The sequence below is a fragment of the Pseudodesulfovibrio indicus genome, from assembly GCF_001563225.1.
Classification (GTDB): Bacteria; Desulfobacterota; Desulfovibrionia; order Desulfovibrionales; family Desulfovibrionaceae; genus Pseudodesulfovibrio; species Pseudodesulfovibrio indicus.
This window is the reverse complement of sequence record NZ_CP014206.1, coordinates 1,822,229-1,842,199: the sequence shown is the minus strand read 5'-3', so window position 1 is coordinate 1,842,199 and position 19,971 is coordinate 1,822,229. Positions and strand designations below refer to the sequence as shown.

Annotated in this window: 15 protein-coding genes; 10 read left to right on the top strand and 5 right to left on the bottom strand. The window is 61.5% G+C overall.

What is annotated here, in order from left to right:
* Positions 1–45 precede the first annotated feature (45 nt).
* Positions 46–3,144 carry a UvrD-helicase domain-containing protein gene (locus AWY79_RS08215; protein WP_066802376.1) on the top strand — a complete coding sequence of 1,033 codons (3,099 nt, stop codon included), beginning with the start codon at positions 46–48 and terminating at the stop codon, positions 3,142–3,144.
* Here AWY79_RS08215 and AWY79_RS18765 read toward each other — a convergent pair.
* On the bottom strand, positions 3,141–3,338 hold the full coding sequence (locus AWY79_RS18765) for a hypothetical protein (protein WP_133987085.1): 198 nt from the start codon (positions 3,336–3,338) through the stop codon (positions 3,141–3,143). The genes AWY79_RS08215 and AWY79_RS18765 overlap by 4 nt on opposite strands.
* Before the next feature lie 91 nt (positions 3,339–3,429).
* Here AWY79_RS18765 and cbiR point away from each other — a divergent pair, with 91 nt between their 5' ends.
* From cbiR to AWY79_RS18315, 6 genes are all read left to right on the top strand, one after another.
* Entirely contained in the window at positions 3,430–4,185 is a 756-nt protein-coding gene (gene cbiR, locus AWY79_RS08210) for a cobamide remodeling phosphodiesterase CbiR (RefSeq protein ID WP_233491026.1), read from the top strand.
* Entirely contained in the window at positions 4,182–4,691 is a 510-nt protein-coding gene (locus tag AWY79_RS08205; protein ID WP_066802374.1) for a bifunctional adenosylcobinamide kinase/adenosylcobinamide-phosphate guanylyltransferase, read from the top strand. The genes cbiR and AWY79_RS08205 overlap by 4 nt, the downstream gene beginning before the upstream one ends.
* A gap of 3 nt (positions 4,692–4,694) precedes the next feature.
* On the top strand, positions 4,695–5,690 hold the full coding sequence (locus AWY79_RS08200) for a DHH family phosphoesterase (protein WP_066802373.1): 996 nt from the start codon (positions 4,695–4,697) through the stop codon (positions 5,688–5,690).
* A 122-nt stretch (positions 5,691–5,812) separates the two neighbouring features.
* The gene (gene polA, locus AWY79_RS08195) at positions 5,813–8,479 is read left to right on the top strand and encodes a DNA polymerase I (protein ID WP_066802372.1); all 2,667 of its coding nucleotides are present in this window, start codon (positions 5,813–5,815) and stop codon (positions 8,477–8,479) included.
* A 74-nt stretch (positions 8,480–8,553) separates the two neighbouring features.
* On the top strand, positions 8,554–9,252 hold the full coding sequence (locus tag AWY79_RS08190; RefSeq protein ID WP_066802371.1) for an FkbM family methyltransferase: 699 nt from the start codon (positions 8,554–8,556) through the stop codon (positions 9,250–9,252).
* 126 nt (positions 9,253–9,378) lie between these two features.
* Positions 9,379–11,337 carry an ATP-binding protein gene (locus AWY79_RS18315; protein WP_158509876.1) on the top strand — a complete coding sequence of 653 codons (1,959 nt, stop codon included), beginning with the start codon at positions 9,379–9,381 and terminating at the stop codon, positions 11,335–11,337.
* 100 nt (positions 11,338–11,437) lie between these two features.
* On the opposite strand, the gene AWY79_RS08180 is transcribed toward AWY79_RS18315, so the two are convergent.
* The 3 genes from AWY79_RS08180 to AWY79_RS08170 all read right to left on the bottom strand — a co-directional run bounded on the left by AWY79_RS08180 (position 11,438) and on the right by AWY79_RS08170 (position 16,695).
* Positions 11,438–12,247, bottom strand: a complete 810-nt coding sequence (locus AWY79_RS08180) for a substrate-binding periplasmic protein (protein WP_066802368.1) — start codon at positions 12,245–12,247, stop codon at positions 11,438–11,440.
* A gap of 137 nt (positions 12,248–12,384) precedes the next feature.
* Positions 12,385–15,537 (bottom strand): efflux RND transporter permease subunit, encoded by a 3,153-nt coding sequence (locus tag AWY79_RS08175; protein WP_066802366.1) that lies wholly within the window; start codon positions 15,535–15,537, stop codon positions 12,385–12,387.
* Positions 15,538–15,540: 3 nt separating this feature from the next.
* Entirely contained in the window at positions 15,541–16,695 is a 1,155-nt protein-coding gene (locus AWY79_RS08170; RefSeq protein ID WP_099093197.1) for an efflux RND transporter periplasmic adaptor subunit, read from the bottom strand.
* A gap of 358 nt (positions 16,696–17,053) precedes the next feature.
* Here AWY79_RS08170 and AWY79_RS08165 point away from each other — a divergent pair, with 358 nt between their 5' ends.
* From AWY79_RS08165 to AWY79_RS08155, 3 genes are all read left to right on the top strand, one after another.
* Positions 17,054–17,341: a DUF1844 domain-containing protein gene (locus tag AWY79_RS08165; protein ID WP_066802357.1), complete on the top strand. Its 288-nt coding sequence runs from the start codon at positions 17,054–17,056 to the stop codon at positions 17,339–17,341.
* Between the two features lie 11 nt (positions 17,342–17,352).
* A complete protein-coding gene (gene argC, locus AWY79_RS08160) occupies positions 17,353–18,405 on the top strand; it encodes an N-acetyl-gamma-glutamyl-phosphate reductase (RefSeq protein WP_066802355.1) in 1,053 nt (350 codons plus the stop codon).
* 122 nt (positions 18,406–18,527) lie between these two features.
* Entirely contained in the window at positions 18,528–19,139 is a 612-nt protein-coding gene (locus AWY79_RS08155) for a nitroreductase family protein (protein ID WP_066802353.1), read from the top strand.
* Positions 19,140–19,540: 401 nt separating this feature from the next.
* Here the strand turns inward: AWY79_RS08155 and AWY79_RS08150 are convergent, their stop codons facing one another.
* The gene (locus AWY79_RS08150; RefSeq protein ID WP_066802351.1) at positions 19,541–19,876 is read right to left on the bottom strand and encodes a tRNA-binding protein; all 336 of its coding nucleotides are present in this window, start codon (positions 19,874–19,876) and stop codon (positions 19,541–19,543) included.
* Positions 19,877–19,971 lie beyond the last annotated feature (95 nt).

The following is a 19,971-nucleotide window of genomic DNA, read 5'->3' as shown; positions in this document are numbered from 1 at the left end:
CGGTACGGGTTGCAATAATGGGAGTATGGCTATACTGTTCAGCCCATGGAAAGATTCACCGCGGACCTCCACATCCACTCCCGTTTCTCGCGCGCCACGAGCAAGAACCTGACCATCCGAAACCTGGCCGCCTGGGGCCGTCTCAAGGGGCTTTCCGTGCTCGGCACGGGCGACTTCACGCACCCCGAATGGCTGGCCGAGATCGAGGAGCACCTGGAAGACAACGGCAAGGGGCTGCTCGTCCTGCGCGAGCCCAAGGGGCTGGAGCGGGAGATTCCCGCCTTTGCGGGAGACATCCCCGGCCGAGTCCGGTTCATGCTCCAGACGGAGATCAGCTCCATCTACAAGCGCGGGGGCAAGGTCCGCAAGGTCCACAACCTGGTCTACATGCCCAACCTGGACGCGGTGCGGCGGTTCAACGAGAAGCTGGCCCAGGTGGGCAACCTGGCCTCTGACGGCCGCCCCATCCTCGGCCTGGACTCCCGCGACCTCATGGACATGGTCCTGGACACCCACCCCCAGGCGTTCCTGGTCCCGGCCCACATCTGGACCCCGTGGTTCTCCCTGTTCGGCTCAAAGTCCGGGTTCGACTCCATCCGCGAATGTTTCGGCGACTACGCCGAGGAAATCTTCGCCATGGAGACCGGCCTCTCCTCTGACCCGGAGATGAACTGGACCTGGTCCGAGCTGGACCGCATCCGGCTGATCTCCAACTCCGACGCCCACTCCGGCGAAAAGCTGGGCCGCGAGGCCAACCTCTTCCGGGGCGAAATCTCCTATGAGGGCATCTACCGCGCCCTGCGCGGCGAGGGACTGGGACACAAATTTCTGGGCACCGTGGAGTTCTTCCCCGAGGAGGGCAAGTACCACATGGACGGCCACCGCAAGTGCGGCGTGTCCATGGACCCCCACGAGACCATCGCCCGCGACGGCATCTGCCCGGTCTGCGGCAAGCCCGTGACCGTGGGCGTGTACAACCGCATCCTGGAGCTGGCCGACCGCGATGAACCGGTCCAGCCCACGGGCGCGCCCGGTTTCTCCTCCCTCATCCCGCTCAAGGAGATCCTGTCCGAGGTCCTCGGCGTGGGCGCGGGGTCCAAGAAGGTCAACGAGCTGTACATGAAGCTCATCCTCGACTTCGGCAACGAGCTGGACATCCTCCAGCGTGCGCCCGCCGAGGAGCTGAGCCGCTATTCCTGCCACCTGGCCGAGGGGCTGACCCGCATGCGCGACGGCCAGGTCATCCGCAAGGCCGGGTTCGACGGCGAATACGGCGTGATCTCGGTCTTCTCCGAGAAGGAGCGCGCCGAGATCAAGAGCGGCGGCACCCTGGTCCACATCCCCAGGCCCGAGGCCCGGCCCGACCCGGGCGAGACCGCGGCCTGCCCCGCCATGCCGAAGCCCAAGCCCACGGAGCAGCCCATCGACTTCAACGCGGCCCAGCGCGCGGCCATCAACGCCGGTCCCGGACCGGTGCTCGTCCTGGCCGGACCCGGCACGGGCAAGACCCAGACCCTCATGGGCCGCATCGAGCGCCTCATCGACGAAGGGGTCAATCCCAAACGCATCCTGGCCCTGACCTTCACCCGGCGCGCGGCCCAGGAGCTGCGCGACCGCCTCAAGGGGCTGCGCGGCGAAGGCGCGGACATGCCCCAGGCCGGGACGCTCCATTCGCTCTGCTTCGACTACTGGAAGCACGCCTACTCCGAGACCCCCATCGTGGTCCCGGAGGCGGCGGCCAAGAAATTGTTCGCCGAGGTCAACCCGGAGTTCGCGGGCAAGAATCTCGACTACTACTGGAACAAGTACATCCTGGCCCGAGAGCAGCTGGCCGGGCTGCCCGACGACCTGGCCGACGCGCACATCAGCTACGGCAACCAGAAGAACCACTGGGATTTGGTGGACTACACCGACCTGCTGGAATTCATGCTCGAACAGGCGGGCGCGCCCACCTTCCGCATGCCCTACTCCCACGTGCTGGTGGACGAGGTCCAGGACCTCACCCCGCTGCAGCTGGCGGTCATCAAGGGGATCGCGGGCGAGACCGGCGAAGGCGTGTTCTGCATCGGCGACCCCAAGCAGTCCATCTACGGATTCCGGGGCGCGGTCAGCGACGTGGAGGCGCACCTCAAGGGGCTGTGGCCGGACATGGCCCCGATCACCCTGACCGACAACTACCGCTCGGGCCAGTCCATCCTCGACGGCGCGGGCAACCTCTTTCCCGATTCCCCCAAGCTCACGGCCCGCAAGGACATCAAGGCGACCATGCACCTCTTCGAGGCACCCGACGGCGTGCGCGAGGCCACCTGGATCAGCGACAAGATCAAGGGGCTCATCGGGGCCACCAGCCACTCCATCGTGGACGAGGAAGGCGCGGGCGACCTGGCCCCCGGCGACATCGCCGTGCTGGTCCGGTTCAAGGCGCTCATCCCGATCATCGAGAAGGCCCTGAAGCGCGCGGGCGTACCGGTCTCCACCCCGGAGCTGGAAGGGTTCTGGCAGGAGCCGCGCGTGGCCTCCATCCTCAAGGCCGCCGAGCAGTTCCTGGGCATGACCCTGTCCGGGGCCGAGGACGTGGTCGAAGTCCCGGATCACATCCTGGCCAAAGGGCCGGTGGGGCTGGCCGCCTTTCTCAACGAAACCCCGCCGTTCGACCAGTTCTTCTGGGAAAGCCGCCAGTTCAAGGAACTGAAGAAGGAATTCGACCGCAGGGGCGGCTGGCAGGGACTGGTCAACTGGGTCTCGCTGCAGACCGAGCTGGAGCTGGTCCGCAAGTCCGCCGAGAAGGTCCAGATCATGACCCTGCACGCGGCCAAGGGGCTGGAGTTCGAGGCCGTGTTCCTGCCCTCCTGCGAGGAGGGCATCCTGCCGTTCGCGGGCATGGACCTGCTCACGGCCACCGTCACCCTGACCCCGGGCCGGGGCCAGCGGTTTCCCGAGGAGCGCCGACTGATGTACGTGGGCATGACCCGCGCCCGGCGCAACCTCTACATCAGCTTTGCCAAGACCCGGCAGCTCTACGGCAAGACCCTGAATCTGCCCCAATCCAGATACCTGCGCGAAATACCGGAACACCTGCTGACCAAATCCACCCTGGCCGCCCGCAAGGTGACCAAGGAAAAGCAGCTCGGGCTGCTGGATTAGAGAATGAAGCGGTACAGGGCGCGCTCGTAGGCCCAGCAGAGATGACGGGCCGCGCCGCTGGAAAGCCCTGCCCGCCGCAACCGGCAAAAGATGTGCAACGGGTTGAACTTATGCTGAAAATACGCTCGAAAACCGATCATTTTTCCGCTCCCGGTCGTTCGATTGACCATTGAACGATCCGGTGCAATAGCCATGCCCCGCACCCCTAAGCCAACAAAACCGACGGGTTCTCATCCGGCCCCCCGCAGCGAGCGGGAAAAATCTGCGCAGATCGCGTCGCGATCCGTGGATTCGGTCCAGGAAAAATGGGGTACCCGGTTCCCCTTCACCCTGGCCGCGCCCTCCTTTGCCATCCCGGCGGGAGTGGCCGAGAACTGCCGGTTCCTGGTCAATCATTTCCACGAGATAGACCTGCTTTTCTACGAGACCGAGTCGTGCCTGGCCTACACGGACGAGGACCTGCCGCCCGATCTGGCCGAGCTTGCCTGCTCCTGGCATGTGCACCTGCCCCTGGACCTGCCCTGGAAGGCCGGGTTCGAGACCGCGTGGCGGAAAATCGACGGGCTGCTCGACAAGTGCGCCTACCTCTCGCCCCACGCCTACGTCCTGCACCCGCCTGCGGTGCCGGGCATGCTCGCCCCCTTGGGCGCGCGGCTCGCGGACCGGGGCGTGGACCCTGCGGCCTTCCTGGTGGAAAACATCGGCAAGTGCAGCCTGGTCCCTGTCTGGGACGAGGTGACCGCAGCGGGGTTCTCCGCCTGCCTGGACATCGGCCACGTCCTGGCCTATGGGCAACGCGACGTGCTCGACCTGGACGGGCTGTGGGACCGCGTCCGCATGCTGCACGTCTACGGGGCCGAACGACGCTGCCGCCACTGGCCGCTGGCCGAGCTGGACGCGGACGGGCAGGAATTGCTGCGGACCGTGCTCGAAGCCTTCAACGGGCCGACCGTGACCCTGGAACTCTTCGGACAGGCGGACCTGTTCGAGTCGCTGGACCTGCTGGCCCGGTGGCGTGCAACGTGGAGCGAGAAAAAATGATCACCCTCATCCTCGGCGGCAACAAATCGGGCAAATCCGATTTCGCCCTTGATTTGCTGGCCGAAATGGACGGCCCGCCCCTGTTTGTGGCCACCGGAAAGGCCCGCGACATGGAATTTCGGGAGCAGATTCGGCAACACCGGCTTTCGCGCTCCCCAATGCTGGAAGTGACGGAAGTCTCCGAGGGGTTGCCTCAAGTGCTCCAAAAGGCTAAATTGAACTTTCCGGCCGTGCTGGTGGACAGCCTCGACTTTTGGTTGTTCGCCTGCCGCGAATCCGGGTGCGAGCCGGATAAAGTCAAAGAATTCATGGCAGTTCTTGACGATTGGGGCTCCACTGAACTGATACTGGTCTCCTGTGAGACGGGACTTGGCCCGCTGCCGGCAAGCAGCGCCGTGAGGTCCTTCGTACGGAGTCTGGGCGCGCTCAACAAGGGCGTGGCCGCGCGCGCCGACCAGGCCTTCCTGGTGGCTGCCGGACTGCCGTTAACCCTGAAACAGGGATAGGTTGTGGCACTTTTTCGACAACTCGACGAGCAGGTCGATCAGCTTCTCGACCTCTTCAAGAAAGACGAGAACTGGCTGATCGTGATCAACGCCGACCCCGACGCGCTCGGTTCGGCGCTGGCCCTGCGGCGAATGATGGCCCGGCGCGTGAACGCCGTGGCCATTGCGCAGATCAACGAGATCAAGCGGCCCGACAACCTGTCCATGATCAGGTACTGCCGCATCCCCACCCAGAAACTCATCCCGAACCTGGCGGCCCAGTACGACAAGTTCGCCCTGGTGGACTCCCAGCCCCACCACAATCCGGAGTTCAAGCCGTTCCAGTTCTCGGTGGTCATCGACCACCACCCGCTGCAACAGGAAAACCTGGTCCAGGCCGACTTCGTGGACATCCGGCCCAAGTACGGCGCGGTCTGCACCATGATGACCGAGTACCTGTACAACATGAACATCCGCCCGGCCAAACTGCTGGCCACGGCGCTCATGTACGGCATCCGCTGCGACACCAAGACCTTCGAGCGCGAGTTCATCGACGCGGACATGGCCGCCTTCAAGTACCTGAGCAAGTTCGCGGACTCCAAGCTGATGAACCGCATCAGCCGCAGCGAGTTCCACCTGGACTGGATGCGCTATTTCTCCCGCGCCTTCTACAACCTGCGGCGCATCGGCCACGGGCTGTTCGCCCACTGCGGCAACGTGGACAACCCCGACATCCTGGTCATCGTGGCCGACTTCTTCACCCGCGTGCACAACGTGCCCTGGGTGGTGGTCTCCGGCACGGCGGACGACAAGCTGGTCTGCATCTTCCGGGGCGACGGGCTGCGCCGCGACATGGGCACCATGGCCCAGAAGCTGATGAACGGGCTCGGCTCGGCGGGCGGGCACAAGCAAGCCGCGCGCGCCGAGGTGGAGCTGTCCGCCCTGGACGGCGTGGACCCGGAAATCTTCATGCTCAAGCGGCTGGGCCAGGGGCGCAAGTCCGCCATCCGCCGCATCTGACCCGTCCCCTGCCCCGAACCCAACAAGGCCGGTCCGCATGCCCGGCCCCTTGCCCCGCGCCGTTGCGCTGGCGTTGAGGACCATTTTCCTGTAAGGAAATGCAAACTCCGAGAGTGTGATTTATGTCGCTGAAAGAACGTCTGAATTTCTCCGAGGAACCCGTCTATCTCATCGACGGCACCGCCCTGCTCTACCGCGCCTTCTACGCCCGCGCGGACCTGTCCCGGTCGGACGGCTTCCCGACCAACGCCATCAACACGGTCATGCGCGTGGTCATGAACCTGCTCAAGGACGAGAACCCGCGCCACGTGGCGTTCCTCATGGACGGCAAGGGACCGACCTTCCGCAACGAGAAGTACGACCTGTACAAGGCCAACCGCCCGGCCATGCCCGAGCCGCTGGCCGAACAGGTGGAGCCGGTGCGGCGCGGGGTGCAGCTGCTCGGCGTCAAGCTGCTGGTCTCCGACGGTGTGGAGGCGGACGACTGCATCTGCGCCCTGGCGGGCCGCTACAAGCGCGAGCGCCCGGTGATCATCCTGGCCTCGGACAAGGACATCAAGCAGTGCCTGGACGACCGGGTGGTCATGGTCAGCCAGCACGGCCGCAACGAGACCATCCACACCCTGGATTCCTTCCGCGAGGCCGAGGGCATGGAGCCCGCCACCTGGCCCGATTTCCAGGCGGTCATCGGCGACTCGGCGGACAACATCCCCGGCATCCCCAAGATCGGCCCGGTCACGGCGCGCAAGATATTCGCGGCCACCGGCCCCACCCTGGAGGAGCTGCGCGACAACATGGACAAGCTGCCGGACAAGCTGCGCGAGAAGGTCGAGCCGGAGCTGGACAACGTCTTCGTCTACCGCGAGCTGACGCGCATGAAGACCGACTGCTGCGACCTGCCGGTGGACGAATTCCAGGTCCGGCAGCCGGACTTCGACGCCCTGAACGAATTTTTCGAGGAATACGAGCTGCGCGGGTTGCAGCGGCTGCTGCCCGAGGGCACGCCGGTCGTTTCCCCCGAGTCCCCCAAAGCCGCCGACACCCGGGCCTCCGCATCGGCCAAGCCGTCCGCCGGGTCCGGCATGCAGCTCTCGCTGTTCGCCGAGCCGGAAAGCCGGAAGACCGAGGCCCCCCTTGAGGTCACGGTGGTCAAATCCGTGTCCGAGCTGCCCGCGCTGGGCGGCGAGGACGTGGGGTTGACCTTCGAGGACAACGGCTTCTTCATCGGCGTGAACGGCGGGGAGTACCGCTTCTCCGGCCCCGCCGCCGAGCTGATCCCGGCCCTGGAGCACGCCTCGATCATCGCCACGCCCAGCGTGCAGGATCTTATGCGCGACGACCAGGGGTGGGACTACATCCTGTCCCGCCAGTGGTTCGACCTGAGCCTGGCCGCCTATCTCCTGGACCCCGAGGCGCGCAACTACACCTGGGCGCGGCTCAGGCAGTCCATGTTCCAGGACGGCCGCCCGGAATTCGCGGACGCGGCCCGCGACCTGCACCCCCAGTCCCAGGGACTGGCCGCCCTGGCCTACATGAAGTCCGTTCGGGGCCAGGTGGAGGGCGCGGACCTGACCCGGCTCATGCGCGATCTGGAGCTGCCGCTCATCCCGGTGCTGGTGTCCATGGAGCGGGCGGGCATCTCCATTGATCCCGATGCCTTCCAGGCGTTTCTCGACGACGTCTCCGGTCAATTGGACGAGCTGACCCGGAGCATCATCGGGTTCGCGGGCGCTGAGTTCAACATCCGCTCCAGCCAGCAGCTCGCCGTGGTCCTGTTCGACGACCTGGGCATCAAGGCCGGGTCCAAGACCTCCACCGGGCTGCGCTCCACGGCCAACCAGGTGCTGGAAAAGATCCGCGACCAGCATCCCATCGTGGACGCGGTCCTGGAGTTCCGCATGCTGGAGAAGCTGCGCTCCACCTACCTGGAGCCCATGCCCAAGATGGTCGGCGACGACGGGCGGCTGCACACCCATTTCAACCAGCTCTCCACGGCCACGGGGCGGCTCTCCAGCTCCCAGCCGAACCTCCAGAACATCCCCATTCGCGGGGTGCACGGCCCGCGCATGCGCGCCTGCTTCAACGCGGCTCCCGGCAACCGGCTGGCCGCCGCCGACTATTCGCAGATCGAGCTGCGCGTGCTGGCCCATTTCTCCAAGGACCCGGCGCTCATCGACGCCTTCCGCCACGACGAGGACATCCACGCGCGCACCGCGGCCCTGATCCACGACAAGACCCTGGACAAGGTCACCTCGGACGAGCGGCGCGGGGCCAAGACCATCAACTTCGGCCTGATTTACGGCATGGGCGTCCAGAAGCTGGCCCGCGAGCTGCACATCAAGCAGACCGAGGCCCAGGAGTTCACGGACCGCTACTTCGAAAAGATGGCCACGCTCAAGGCGTACTACGACACCATCGTCAAGGACGCCGAGACCCACGGCTTCGTGACCACCCTGGCCGGACGCCGCCGACTGCTCCCGGAGCTGCACTCGCGCAACAACCAGCTCTCGGCCCAGGCCCGCCGCCAGGCCGTGAACACGGTCATCCAGGGGTCCGCCGCGGACATCATCAAGATGGCCATGGTGGCGGCCCACAAGGACCGCGAGCTCAAGTCCCTCGAAGCCCGGCTCATTCTCCAGGTGCACGATGAACTGATCGTGGAAGCCCCTGCGGACGCCATTGAGCTGGCGGGCGCACGGCTCAAGGAGATCATGCAGGACGTGGCCAAACTCGACGTGCCGCTCAAGGTGGACCTGGGATTAGGGAAGAATTGGGCCGAGGCGCACTGATCGCCCGGCTAGGCCGCCACGGATTTCCCACACGTTGAACGACCGGGCATGATCGACACCGTTCCGGAGGAATGATGAAGACACTTGAGAGCAGAAAGAAGCACCTGGACAGGCTGATGACCATCAAGGCCCTTGTGGAGGCGAACCCGTTCCCCGGCCTGAACGGCCTCGACAGGCGGCTGCTCAATCACATCAAGCACAGGAACGGCTTTTTCATCGAATGCGGCGCCAACAACGGGTACGTGCAGAGCAACACGTTCTACCTCGAGTACTGCATGGACTGGAAGGGCGTGCTGGTCGAGCCGATCCCCGAGCTGTACAACAAGTGCAAGTATCTGCGGATGAATTCCCAGGTCTTCAACTGCGCCTTGGTGAGCAGCGACTTCAAGGAAGACCACATCACCATGCGCTATGCCGGGCTTATGTCCATCGTCAAGGGCAACAAGGCCAAGGACGTGGAGGACGCGTGGATCGAACGCGGCGCGGCCCGCGAGAACATCGCCGACCCTTACGAGATCGAGGTCAGAACCAGAACCCTGACCTCCATCCTCGACGAGGTGGCCCCGGAACACATCGACCTCTTCTCCTTGGACGTCGAGGGCTACGAACTGGAAGTGCTCAAGGGCCTGGACCTGGACAAATACCGCCCTGACTTCATCCTGGTCGAGATGCACGACAAGGACGCGATCATCAACCACCTCCAGGACCTCTACGAGGTCCACGCCGAACTCACCCCCGGCTGGGACATCCTCTTCCGGCGTAAGGGGATTTAGTCGCAGGGCAGGTGTTTTACTGCTATCATGTGAGTCATGAAAAAGCCGTCCGTCGCGATCAAAGTTGATTTGGAATTAGGCAAGAACTGGGCTGAAACGCATCAATAAGGACCAATCATGGCACATATGCTTACCAACCTTCAGAGAGTCATCAATGAGGACATCAGCAATCGGACTAATCAACTTGATGTCATACTAGAAGGGATAACCAACGCCATACACGCTAATGCGACAGTAATAACTTGTCATCTAACTTGCTTAGAACTGCCATTATTAACAAATTCCACAGATGAGGAATTCAACCCCGAACGGAAAGTTGACACAATAAAGGTGACTGATAATGGAGATGGTTTCACTACAGAGAACTACCAATCTTTTGGTATATATAGAACCGATTTTAAGCAGAATAAATTTGGCTGTAAAGGGGTTGGGAGATTAGCTTTCTTAAAGGTTTACAAGGAAGCTAAGTTTGAAAGCTTCGTTAAAAGTGAAAACAAACACAAAAAATTTGTTTTTACTGTTAATTTTGAAAGTGAAGACATAAAATCCAAAACGATAAACGTTGATGAAAGTAAAACTATTTTAGAGCTTACAACGCTAAAAAGGAATTATCACGATCCCAAAAAGCGTATTGATAGAAGAATCATACTAAATATTGACGCTATAAAAGATAGTATTTTACTAAATCTTACCCCAACACTCTTCTTTTATAAGGACATTGGCAGAGAAATAAATATTGACATAGTTGATACGCAAACCAATGATACAGTAAGTATTACCGTCGACGACATCCCGAACTTCAATAAGCGCAGCTTTCTAGTTAAATCCAATCAAAATGAAGATTTTGAATTCACTCTATACTACGACATAAATACAGAATGCGTAGGTACAAATGCCTATTACTGCGCAAATATGCGTACCGTATGTGAATTTCACGATAAAGATTTCAAATTATCGCTACCGAACAAGTACTCTGCATTTTTATTACTATCCTCTAATTACTTCGACGAATATGTCGACAATGAAAGAAACGATTTTAAAATCCATCCGAAGACAACAGATTTATATCAGAAACTTTCTTGGGATGACATCAATTCTGAATTGCGCAACTGCTTATCAACAATAATAAAACAAGAAATTCCAAACTCAGACTCGACCAACAAAGCCAAACTTGCCGAGATAGAGAATGAGCGACCGTATTTACTAGAATATATCGATGAAGATGACATCAACGTTCTTGGATTCATAAATAAGGACAGCATAATTAAAAAAGCTAAAAAACGTTTTGAATCCGCAAAAGACAAACTAATACGACACTCTGGCAAAAAGGAGTACTCCGAAGAAGACCTACAAGAAGCAATACAAATTGCGCAAAATGAACTTGTTGCATACATCCACGATCGCACAATGGTGATTGAGAGATTAAAAGCAATGTTCAACAAGAAAGAAAAAAACGAAAAGATAATCCATAACCTGTTTATGGAAAGATACACAGACGACGCTGAGTACTCGATCGGAAAAAACAACCTATGGCTGTTAGACGACAGGTTCATTAGTTACAGTTACGCAGCAAGTGACAAAAGAATACATAAAATTTTGAGTAAATTTGATGAAAAGACAAATACAAAGTACGACTTAGACAGACCCGATATAGCTCTTTTCTTCTCACATAACCCTAACAATAAATCGGCATTAAAAGCGGCTGTCGTCGAGATTAAACCCTTTGACTATAAAAACAAACCAGGTCGCCAAAAATTTGCTGGCCTACAACAACTGTTAGACAACATTGAAGCTTTTAAAGAAGCTGAGCAAATTCAAGAGATTTGGGCTTTCCTCATAACGGAAATAGACGAGGACCTAGCTAACAGACTCACAAGAGACGGCTATGCTGAACTATTCTCAACCGACAGGCCGATCTATTACCGCTCTTTTGGCAATTCTTCCATCTACGTTGTGTGCGTAAAAACATTGATTGCCGACGCAGAAGCTCGCAACAAAATATTCCTCAATATCATAAATAAAAATAGCAGGCTTAAAAAAATCTTGAACCCAAACCAGCCCCCACTCCACGAGTCTAGAAGCTGACGGAAATGAGGAGCGGCTCTTCCGATCCTCAATGGAAATGAAGCGGAACGAATCGGAAGCGTTCGACTAACGCTTGGGGTGAGAAAAGCCGAGAAATCAACTACTGCTTAACCACGTACTTGGAGATGATCCGGTCGATGCGGCCCTCGGCCTGCATCTTTTTGATGAACTCGTTGAACTCGTCCATGCGGGCGGCGTAGGGGGAGCGGCGGGAGACGAGGAGGTGGAAGGGCATGGCCTCCAGGGAGACGTCGGTCTCGACTATGGCCTTGGACACGCCGCCCTCGTCGATGAGCGGCCAGGCCGCCATGGGCCATTCGATGGCGATGTCCCCGCGCTGGTTGGCCAGCATCAGCCAGATGTTCTTGATCCGGGGGGATTCGTAGGTCTTGATGCCCCGCGAGCGGATGTACTTATCGTTCCATCCGTTGCCGTGGTAGGTGACCACGGTCAGCCCCAGGTCGAAGATGTCGTCGATGGACTTGATCCGCCTGATCTCGTCCAGCCTGGGATTGCCCGCGTAGGTGAACACCTTGAGTTTCTTCAGGTAGAACGGGTCCGCGTGGGTGGCGGTGTAGACTAGGCGCTCTGCCGTGGGCACGGTGACCATGGCGTCGGCCTCGCCCGACTGGACCAGGGCCTGACAGCGGCTCCACGGATAGTCGCGCCACTCCGAGCCGATGCCCATGCGGTTCAGCGCCTCGGACACGATGTCGTAAAAGAATCCCTGCATGATGCCGTCTTCGTTTCGGGAGAAGAACGGCCAGTAGTCGGGATAGGCCACGCGCAGGGGCAGGCCGGAACCCGCGTCTGCCGCAAGGGGCAGGCCGAGCATCAGGACCAGGGCGAGACAGAGAGAGGCGAGCAGACGGCCTCGGATTCCCGGTTTGAGGACAACTTTCCAAGACATGCTGCAAGGGTACCAGAATAAAACCGACCGTCAACAGATAACCGCATAATATGTGGGGGAATTGCACGCCGCCCCGCTGCTGCCCAAGCACGAAAAAGGCCGCCCGGAGGCGGCCTGAATGACGGGGATTACCCGACCTATATTTCCTTCTTGTTGGCGATGCGCTTGCGCAGCAGCCCGCCGAACTTGGCCCCCATACCCTGGATGGCCGTGTACAGGGACGGGACCACCAGCACGCCGAGCACCGTGGCCGCGATCATGCCGCCGAAGACCGAGGTCCCCAGGGCGTGGCGGCTGGACGAACCCGCGCCCGAGGCGCGGACCAGCGGGATGACGCCCAGGATGAAGGCGAAGGAGGTCATCAGGATGGGCCGGAAGCGCAGCGAGGCGGCTTCCTTGGCCGCGTCCATGATGGACATGCCCTCCTTGTCGTGCTTCTCCTTGGCGTATTCCACGATCAGAATCGCGTTCTTGGCCGCCAGGCCGATGAGCATGATCAGGCCGATCTGGGCGTAGACGTTATTGTCCAACCCCCGCAGCCATTGGGCCGACATGGCCCCGCAGATGCCGAGGGGGACGCACAGGATGACCGCGAACGGCGTGGTCCAGCTCTCGTACTGCGCGGCCAGCACCAGGAAGACCATGACGATGGCCAGGGCGAAGATCAGCCCGGTCTGCCCGGACGCGTACTTCTCCTGGTAGGCGATGGCCGTCCAGTCGAAGCCGTAGCCCTGGGGCAGGGTCTCGTCTGCCACTTCCTCCATGGCCGCCATGGTCTGGCCGGAGCTGTAGCCCGGAGGCGTGGCCGCGTTGATCTCGACCGTGCGGAACACGTTGTAGCGCTGGATGTATTCCGGCCCGGCGATCTGCCGCGACTTGCTCAGGGTGGAGAGCGGGACCATCCGGCCGTCGCTGGAACGCATGTAGAACCGGTCCAGGTCCTCAAGCCGCGTCCGGAACTGGGACTCGGCCTGGGCCAGGACGCGGTAGGTGCGCCCGTACTTGTTGAAGTCGTTGATGTAGTACCCGCCCAGGTAGGTCTGGAGGGTCTTGAACACGTCGGTGATGGGCACGCCCAGCTTCTTGGCCTTGTCGCGGTCGATCTCCACGAAGTACTGCGGCACGCTGTCGCTGAACGTGGTGAACAGGTTGGCGATCTCGGGCCGCTTGGAGGCCGCCGCCATATACTGCTGGGTCACGGACGCCAGCTCGCCCACGGTGTTGCCGGAGCGGTCCTGGAGCTCGAACTGGAGGCCGCCGGTGGAGCTCAGGCCCGGAATGGGCGGCGGGGAGAAGCCCATGACGATGGCTTCCTGGATGCCGAAGAACGCCTTCTGCGCGTTGCCCATGATCGAGGCCAGGGACAGGTCCGGGGTCTGGCGCTCGGCCCAGTCGTCCAGGACCACGAAGACCGCCGAGGTGTACGAGGAGTACGCGCCGGTCAACAGGTTGAACCCGCCGAGCACGACGTAGTTGTGCACGCCGGGAGCGTCCTTGAGGTACGCCTCGATCTTCTCCATGACCTCGTTGCTGCGTTCGAGCGAAGCGCCCTCTGGCAGCGAGGCGTTGATGATGAAGTATCCCTGGTCCTCGTCGGGCACGAAGCTCGACGGCAGGATGGAGAACAGCCCGCCGCACGCGCCGATGACCACGGCCACCACGAGCAGCCCCAGGGCCGCCCGGCGGACCATGGCCGCGACCGCCGCGTTGTACCGCTTGGTGACCCAGTCGAAGACCGTGTTGAACTTGTCGAAGAACCAGCCGAGCGGCCCCCGGATCGGGGTGTAGGGCCGCAGCAGCAGCGCCGACAGGGCGGGCGACAGGGTCAGGGCGTTGATGGACGAGATGGCCACGGACACGGACAGGGTCAGGGCGAACTGCTTGTACAGCTGGCCGGTGATGCCGCCCATGAAGCCGACGGGCACGAACACCGCAATGAGCACCAGGGTACTGGCGATGACCGGGCCCGTGACCTCGGCCATGGCCTTCTTGGTGGCCTCCTTGGGGCTCATACCCTCCTCGTCGATGTTGCGCTGCGTGGCCTCGACCACGACGATGGCGTCATCGACCACGATGCCGATGGCCAGCACCAGGCCGAACAGGGTCAGGGTGTTGATGGAGAACCCGAGCATGGGGAACAGGGCGAAGGTGCCGACCAGCGAGACCGGCACGCAGACCATGGGAATGATCGTGGTCCGCCAGTTCTGCAGGAAGATGAAGACCACCAGGAACACCAGGATCAGCGCCTCGTACAGGGTGTCCATGACTTCCTCGATGGACGAATGCACGAACCGGGTGGTGTCGTAGGGGATGGAATAGTGCACCCCTTCCGGGAAGTATTGGGACAGCTCCTCCATGGTCGCCTTGACCTGCTTGGCCACGTCCAGGGCATTGGACCCGGGCAGCTGGTAGATGAGCATGGAGGCGTTGGGCTGGCCGTTGAGGCGCGCGAAGGTGAAATAGTTCTTGGCCCCCAGCTCCACGCGGGCCACGTCCTTGATGGACACCGTGGACCCGTCCGGGGACGCCTTGAGGATGATGTTGCCGAACTCCTCGGGCTCCACCAGGCGGCCCTTGACCCGAAGGGTCATCTGGAACTGCTGGTCCTTGGGCGCGGGCGGCAGGCCGATCTGACCCGCCGGGGCCTGGACGTTCTGCTCCTCCACCGCGCTGATCACGTCCGTTACCGTCAGGCCGTAGGAGGCCAGCCGGTCCGGATCGAGCCAGATGCGCATGCCGTAGTCGAGGTCGCCGAACATGTTGACGTCGCCGACGCCTTCGATGCGCCGGAGTGCGTCATAAATGTTGATGGTGCCGTAGTTGTTCAGGAAAAGGGTGTCGTACTCGGGCTTGTCCGAAGTCAGGGAAACGATGAGCACGAACTCCGGGGACTGCTTGCGCACCGAGATGCCGGTATTGCGCACGTCCTGCGGCAGCTGGGGCGAGGCCAGATTGACGCGGTTCTGCACGTCCACGGTGGCCAGCTCCAGGTCGCGGCCCAGCTCGAAGGTGACGGTCAGGTTCAGGGAGCCGTCGTTGGCCGAGATGGACTTCATGTACATCATGTCCTGAGCGCCGTTGACCTGCTCCTCGATAGGCGCGGCAACGGATTCCTCCACGGTGGCGGCGTCGGCGCCGGTGTAGGTGGCGCGCACGGACACCGAAGGCGGCGATATCTGCGGATATTGGGCGATGGGCAGGGCGAACAGGGAGAGCACGCCCACCAGCAGGATGATGATCGCCACCACCGATGCGAAGATGGGGCGGTCGATGAAGAAGCGTACGAACATGGGCTACTCCGCCGCCTTGTCCGCACCGCCGCTTCCGGCCGTGGCCGGAGTGTCGGCAGGGCTGTTCTGGGCGGGCTGCGAAGCGGCGTCCTGGGCCTGCGCGGCCGCGTTCTGCTCGCCGTCGGGCGCGGCCTTGGGCGTCTCCGCGTTCATGGGCACCACCACGGGCTTGATGGTCATGCCCGGCTTGACCCGGCGGATGCCCTCGGAAAGGATCATGTCTCCCGCCTTGACGCCCTCGGTGACCACGGCCACGTCCGCGGACTGGTAACCGAGCTTGACCGGCTGGTTGCGGATGGTGCCGTCGGGGTCCACCAGGTACACGGACTTCATGCCCTGCACGTCCATGATGCCCCGCACCGGGACGACCACGGCGTTCTCGTTGTTGGAGACGCGCACCCGGACCTTGGCGTACTGGCCCGGCTTGAGCAGCCCGTCGGGATTGGGGAAGATGACCCGGATGCCGAGGGTGCCGGTCTGGGGGTCGATGGTCGGGTCGATCATGTCGAACCGCCCCTCCTGGTTGTACTCGCCGCCGTCGGCCAGGATCAGCCGGATGAGCCGCTCGCTGCCGCCCTGTGCCTGGCGGTCGCGCATGGCCCGGATATAGTCGGCTTCGCTGACGTTGAAGCTGACGTAGACAGGGTCCATGGTGGAGATGGTCGCCAGCAGGGTGTTCTCGCCCTGGCCCACCAGGTTGCCCACGTCCACCTGCACCCGGCCGATGACGCCGTCGATGGGGGAGTAGATGCTGGTGTAGCCGAGCTGGATCCTGGCGTTCTCGACCTTGGCCTTGTTGTCTCTCAGCTGCGCCTTGTAGGTCGCCGCCTGAGTCTGGTAGCTCTCGAACTCGTCGCGGCTGACCACGCCTTCCTCGTAGAGCTTCTTGAACCGGACGAAGTCCTTTTCCGCCTTGTTGTACAACGCCTGGTTGTATTCAAGCCCGGACTGGGCCTGCTTCAGGTCTTCCTGAAACGGCTTGGGATCAATGACAAAGAGCAGGTCGCCTTTCTTGACGTCCCTGCCCTCCTCGAAATTCCGCTTGATAAGGAACCCCGCAACCCGCGCGCGCACCTCCACGGTCTCGTGAGCGCTGATCTGACCGACCCACTCGCCCCAATTGGGCATGTCGCGGGTCTCGGCCTTGACCACTTTCATGGGCAAGGGGCCTTGGGGAGCCTGCTGCGCCGCCTTTTTCTTTTCATCGCCGGAGCAACCGGCGGCCAGAATAAGGCCGAGCAGAAGGAGACTCAGGGCAAATGCGGGACGCACAGCGGAGTTGGGCATAACGAAAACCTTGGATTGACTATGGGTTAAACAAAAGGGGCAACAACGGGTTCAATTACAGGCATATTACTCACATTAGCCGTTCATGTATATATGTTATTTCAAGAAAACGCCCCGGGCGCGCGATGGCCCGGCCAGGACCAAAGCGAGACCGCCGTATTGACTCCGGGCAAGCCAGGCCGTACTTATTCGTCCAGTGACAACCGCACCAATCCGCACGGAGAGAACAATGGCCGAAAACACCTGCCGCGAAAACCCCATGAAAGGCATCCCCATGGGCATCAATTTCACCACTTTCATCTACTCCCTGTCCTCCTCCGCCATGGTCGCCCTGGGCGAGGCCGCCGACCCCGGCACGGGCCAGGTCGCCTTCAACAAGGATCTAGCCAAGCACACCATAGACGTCCTCGGCATGCTCAAGCAGAAGTTCGAGAACGGCCTGGACGACGACGAGAAGAAGCTGCTCTGCGACCTCGTGTACAATCTGCGGATGGCTTACGTTAACAAGACAAAATAACGGGAAGAACAATGTCTCAGATCATCAAGGCCGGGCTGGTGGGCGTCACCGGCTACACCGGCATGGAACTGGCCAGGCTCATGGTCCACCACTCCTCCATGGAGCTGGTCAAGGCCACTTCCCGCTCCGAGGCGGGCAAGACCCTGGCCCAAATCTACCCCTTCCTGAACCGCCTGCCCCTGGGCGACCTGGTCATCACCCAGCCCGATCCGGCGGACCTCGCGGAATGCGACGTGGTCTTCCTGGCCGTGCCGCACAAGACCGCCATGGAGATCGGTTCCGAGCTGCTGGAGGCGGGCGTCAAGGTCGTGGACCTGTCCGCCGACTTCCGCATCAACGACAAGGCGACCTACGAGGCGTGGTACAAGGTGGAGCACACCCGCGCCCACCTGCTCGGCGAGGCGGTCTACGGGCTGCCCGAGCTGTACCTGGACAAGATCATGGGCGCACGGCTCATCGCCAACCCCGGCTGCTACCCGACCTCCGCCATCCTCGGCCTGGCCCCGGCCCTGAAGGCCGGACTGGTCGAGACCGGCGACATCGTCATCGACGCCAAGTCGGGCGCATCGGGCGCGGGACGCGGGGCCAAGGTGGGCAACCTGTTCTGCGAGGTGGCGGACTCCTTCCGCGCCTACGGCCTGCCCACCCACCGCCACACCCCGGAGATCGAGCAGGAGATTTCCAAGCTGGCCGGGACCGACATCACGGTCTCGTTCAACACCCACCTGCTGCCCATCGACCGGGGCATCCTGTCCACCATCTACACCCGGCTCAAGTCGGCCGCGACCGTGGAACAGGTCCATGAGATTTACACCGAATTCTACGCCGACAAGCCGCTGGTGCGCGTGCTGCCCCTGGGCCAGCTGCCCGAGACCCGGCACGTGCGCGGCACGGTCTTCTGCGACATCGGATTGGTGGTCGACCCCCGCACCAACCGGCTGATCGTGCTCTCGGCCATCGACAACCTCTGCCGCGGGGCGTCCGGCCAGGCACTGATGAACGCCAACCTGATCTGCGGCCTGGACCTCGACGAGGGGCTGCCCATGGCGCCCATGATGCCCTAGCCGCCCTCCCCTTTGCGACATTTGAGAGGCCGTGTTCATCACGGCCTTTTCTTTTTCCGCGCAGTGGTTATATTGTCAGGTATTGCGAACGACCCCCAATCCCTTATCCGGAGGATACCCATATGGATTACAATGAGATCCTTGAACGACGCAGAGCCATCAACTTTTTCGATCCCACCCAGGACGTGCCCGAAGAGCTGCTCCGCGAGGTGCTGGAGGACGCGGCCAAGGCCCCTTCGAGCTTCAACCTCCAGCCGTGGAAGGTGAAGATCGTCCGCGACCCGGAGCGCAAGGCCGCCCTTCGCGCCCTGGCCTTTGACCAGCCCAAGGTAACCGAGGCCCCGGTGGTGCTCATCGTGCTCGGCGACCGCGACGGCTGGAAGGAAGGCAACCCCACCTTCGAGGGCCATTTCAAGCACAACATGAAGCCCGAGCAGCGCGATTATCTGGTCAACTCCGCCAAGGCCCTGTACGGCAACGACTCGGAGGCGACCCTGGCCTTCGCCGCCAAGAACGCCGGGCTGTTCGCCATGTCCTTCATGTTCGCCGCCTGCGCCCGTGGCCTGGACACCCACCCCATGGACGGCTTCGACCGCGACGGTGTGGCCAAGGAGTTCAACATCCCGGACAACTACTGGATACCCATGCTCATCGCCGTAGGCCATCGCAAGGCGGATCTGGTCGTCCATCCCAAGGCCTGGCGCCAACCATTGGATGACATGATCTTGGAGTAAAGATGGCGGATGGTGCGGGGGGCGGCTTGCGATAGCGGCGCGTCTGCACTTTTTTTCCGGGGGCTTCCATCCTCACGTAGACAGCTACGTTGCGGTGAAAGCCCCCGGAAGAAAATGCACAGCCACACCACTCTCCCAAGCCTATTCCGAGCGCGGGGGAGAGAGCCGCTGTCGGGTGCTGCACACCTGAATCGCTCCAATTCTTGAAACCAATACAAACCGCCTCCGGTCCTTTGTTGGACTGGAGGCGGTTTTTGCTGTCCGCCCCGCCGAAGGCGGCGACAAAGAGTTTCGGAGGGGTGATGGGGATAGGGGGGTCCAGGGGGGAAAGGGGAAGAGGGGAAGCCCTTTGCAAAGGGTTCCCCTCTTCCCCTTTCCCCCCTGGCCGCCGGAGGCCTCTTCTATCCCAGCTTCAGGCCGTTGGGACAGGGTTGGTCGGGGACGGCGAGGACCACGCCGTCCTGGCGGTAGAAGCCGGTGACCAGACATTCGGAGCGCATGGGACCGATCTGCTTGGGCGGAAAGTTGACCACGGCCACGACCTGTTTGCCGACCAACGAATCGGGATCGTAGAGGTCGGTGACCTGGGCGCTGGACTTGCGCTCGCCTATCTCGGGGCCGAAATCCAGCCAGAGCTTGTAGGCGGGCACGCGCGCCTCGGGGAACGGCTCCACGCGCAGGATGGTCCCCACGCGCAGCTCCACCTTCTCGAAATCGTTCCAGGATATGTTTTCCATGTGGACTGCTCCTTTTGTCTGTTGCGGCACAGGGATAGCACGTTTCGCGGAGGCAAGAAAGGGGACCCGAAGGTCCCCTTTCAGGCTATGGGAAG

Bases quoted from the DNA above. Each gene is read 5' to 3' on its own strand.
- AWY79_RS08155 (WP_066802353.1), top strand. From the start codon at position 18,528: ATGGATTACAATGAGATCCTTGAACGACGCAGAGCCATCAACTTTTTC.
- argC (WP_066802355.1), top strand. From the start codon at position 17,353: ATGTCTCAGATCATCAAGGCCGGGCTGGTGGGCGTCACCGGCTACACC.
- AWY79_RS08205 (WP_066802374.1), top strand. From the start codon at position 4,182: ATGATCACCCTCATCCTCGGCGGCAACAAATCGGGCAAATCCGATTTC.
- polA (WP_066802372.1), top strand. From the start codon at position 5,813: ATGTCGCTGAAAGAACGTCTGAATTTCTCCGAGGAACCCGTCTATCTC.
- AWY79_RS08175 (WP_066802366.1), bottom strand. From the start codon at position 15,537: ATGTTCGTACGCTTCTTCATCGACCGCCCCATCTTCGCATCGGTGGTG.
- AWY79_RS18765 (WP_133987085.1), bottom strand. From the start codon at position 3,338: ATGGCTATTGCACCGGATCGTTCAATGGTCAATCGAACGACCGGGAGC.
- AWY79_RS08180 (WP_066802368.1), bottom strand. From the start codon at position 12,247: ATGTCTTGGAAAGTTGTCCTCAAACCGGGAATCCGAGGCCGTCTGCTC.
- AWY79_RS18315 (WP_158509876.1), top strand. From the start codon at position 9,379: ATGCTTACCAACCTTCAGAGAGTCATCAATGAGGACATCAGCAATCGG.
- AWY79_RS08150 (WP_066802351.1), bottom strand. From the start codon at position 19,876: ATGGAAAACATATCCTGGAACGATTTCGAGAAGGTGGAGCTGCGCGTG.
- AWY79_RS08165 (WP_066802357.1), top strand. From the start codon at position 17,054: ATGGCCGAAAACACCTGCCGCGAAAACCCCATGAAAGGCATCCCCATG.
- AWY79_RS08170 (WP_099093197.1), bottom strand. From the start codon at position 16,695: ATGAAAGTGGTCAAGGCCGAGACCCGCGACATGCCCAATTGGGGCGAG.
- AWY79_RS08215 (WP_066802376.1), top strand. From the start codon at position 46: ATGGAAAGATTCACCGCGGACCTCCACATCCACTCCCGTTTCTCGCGC.
- AWY79_RS08190 (WP_066802371.1), top strand. From the start codon at position 8,554: ATGAAGACACTTGAGAGCAGAAAGAAGCACCTGGACAGGCTGATGACC.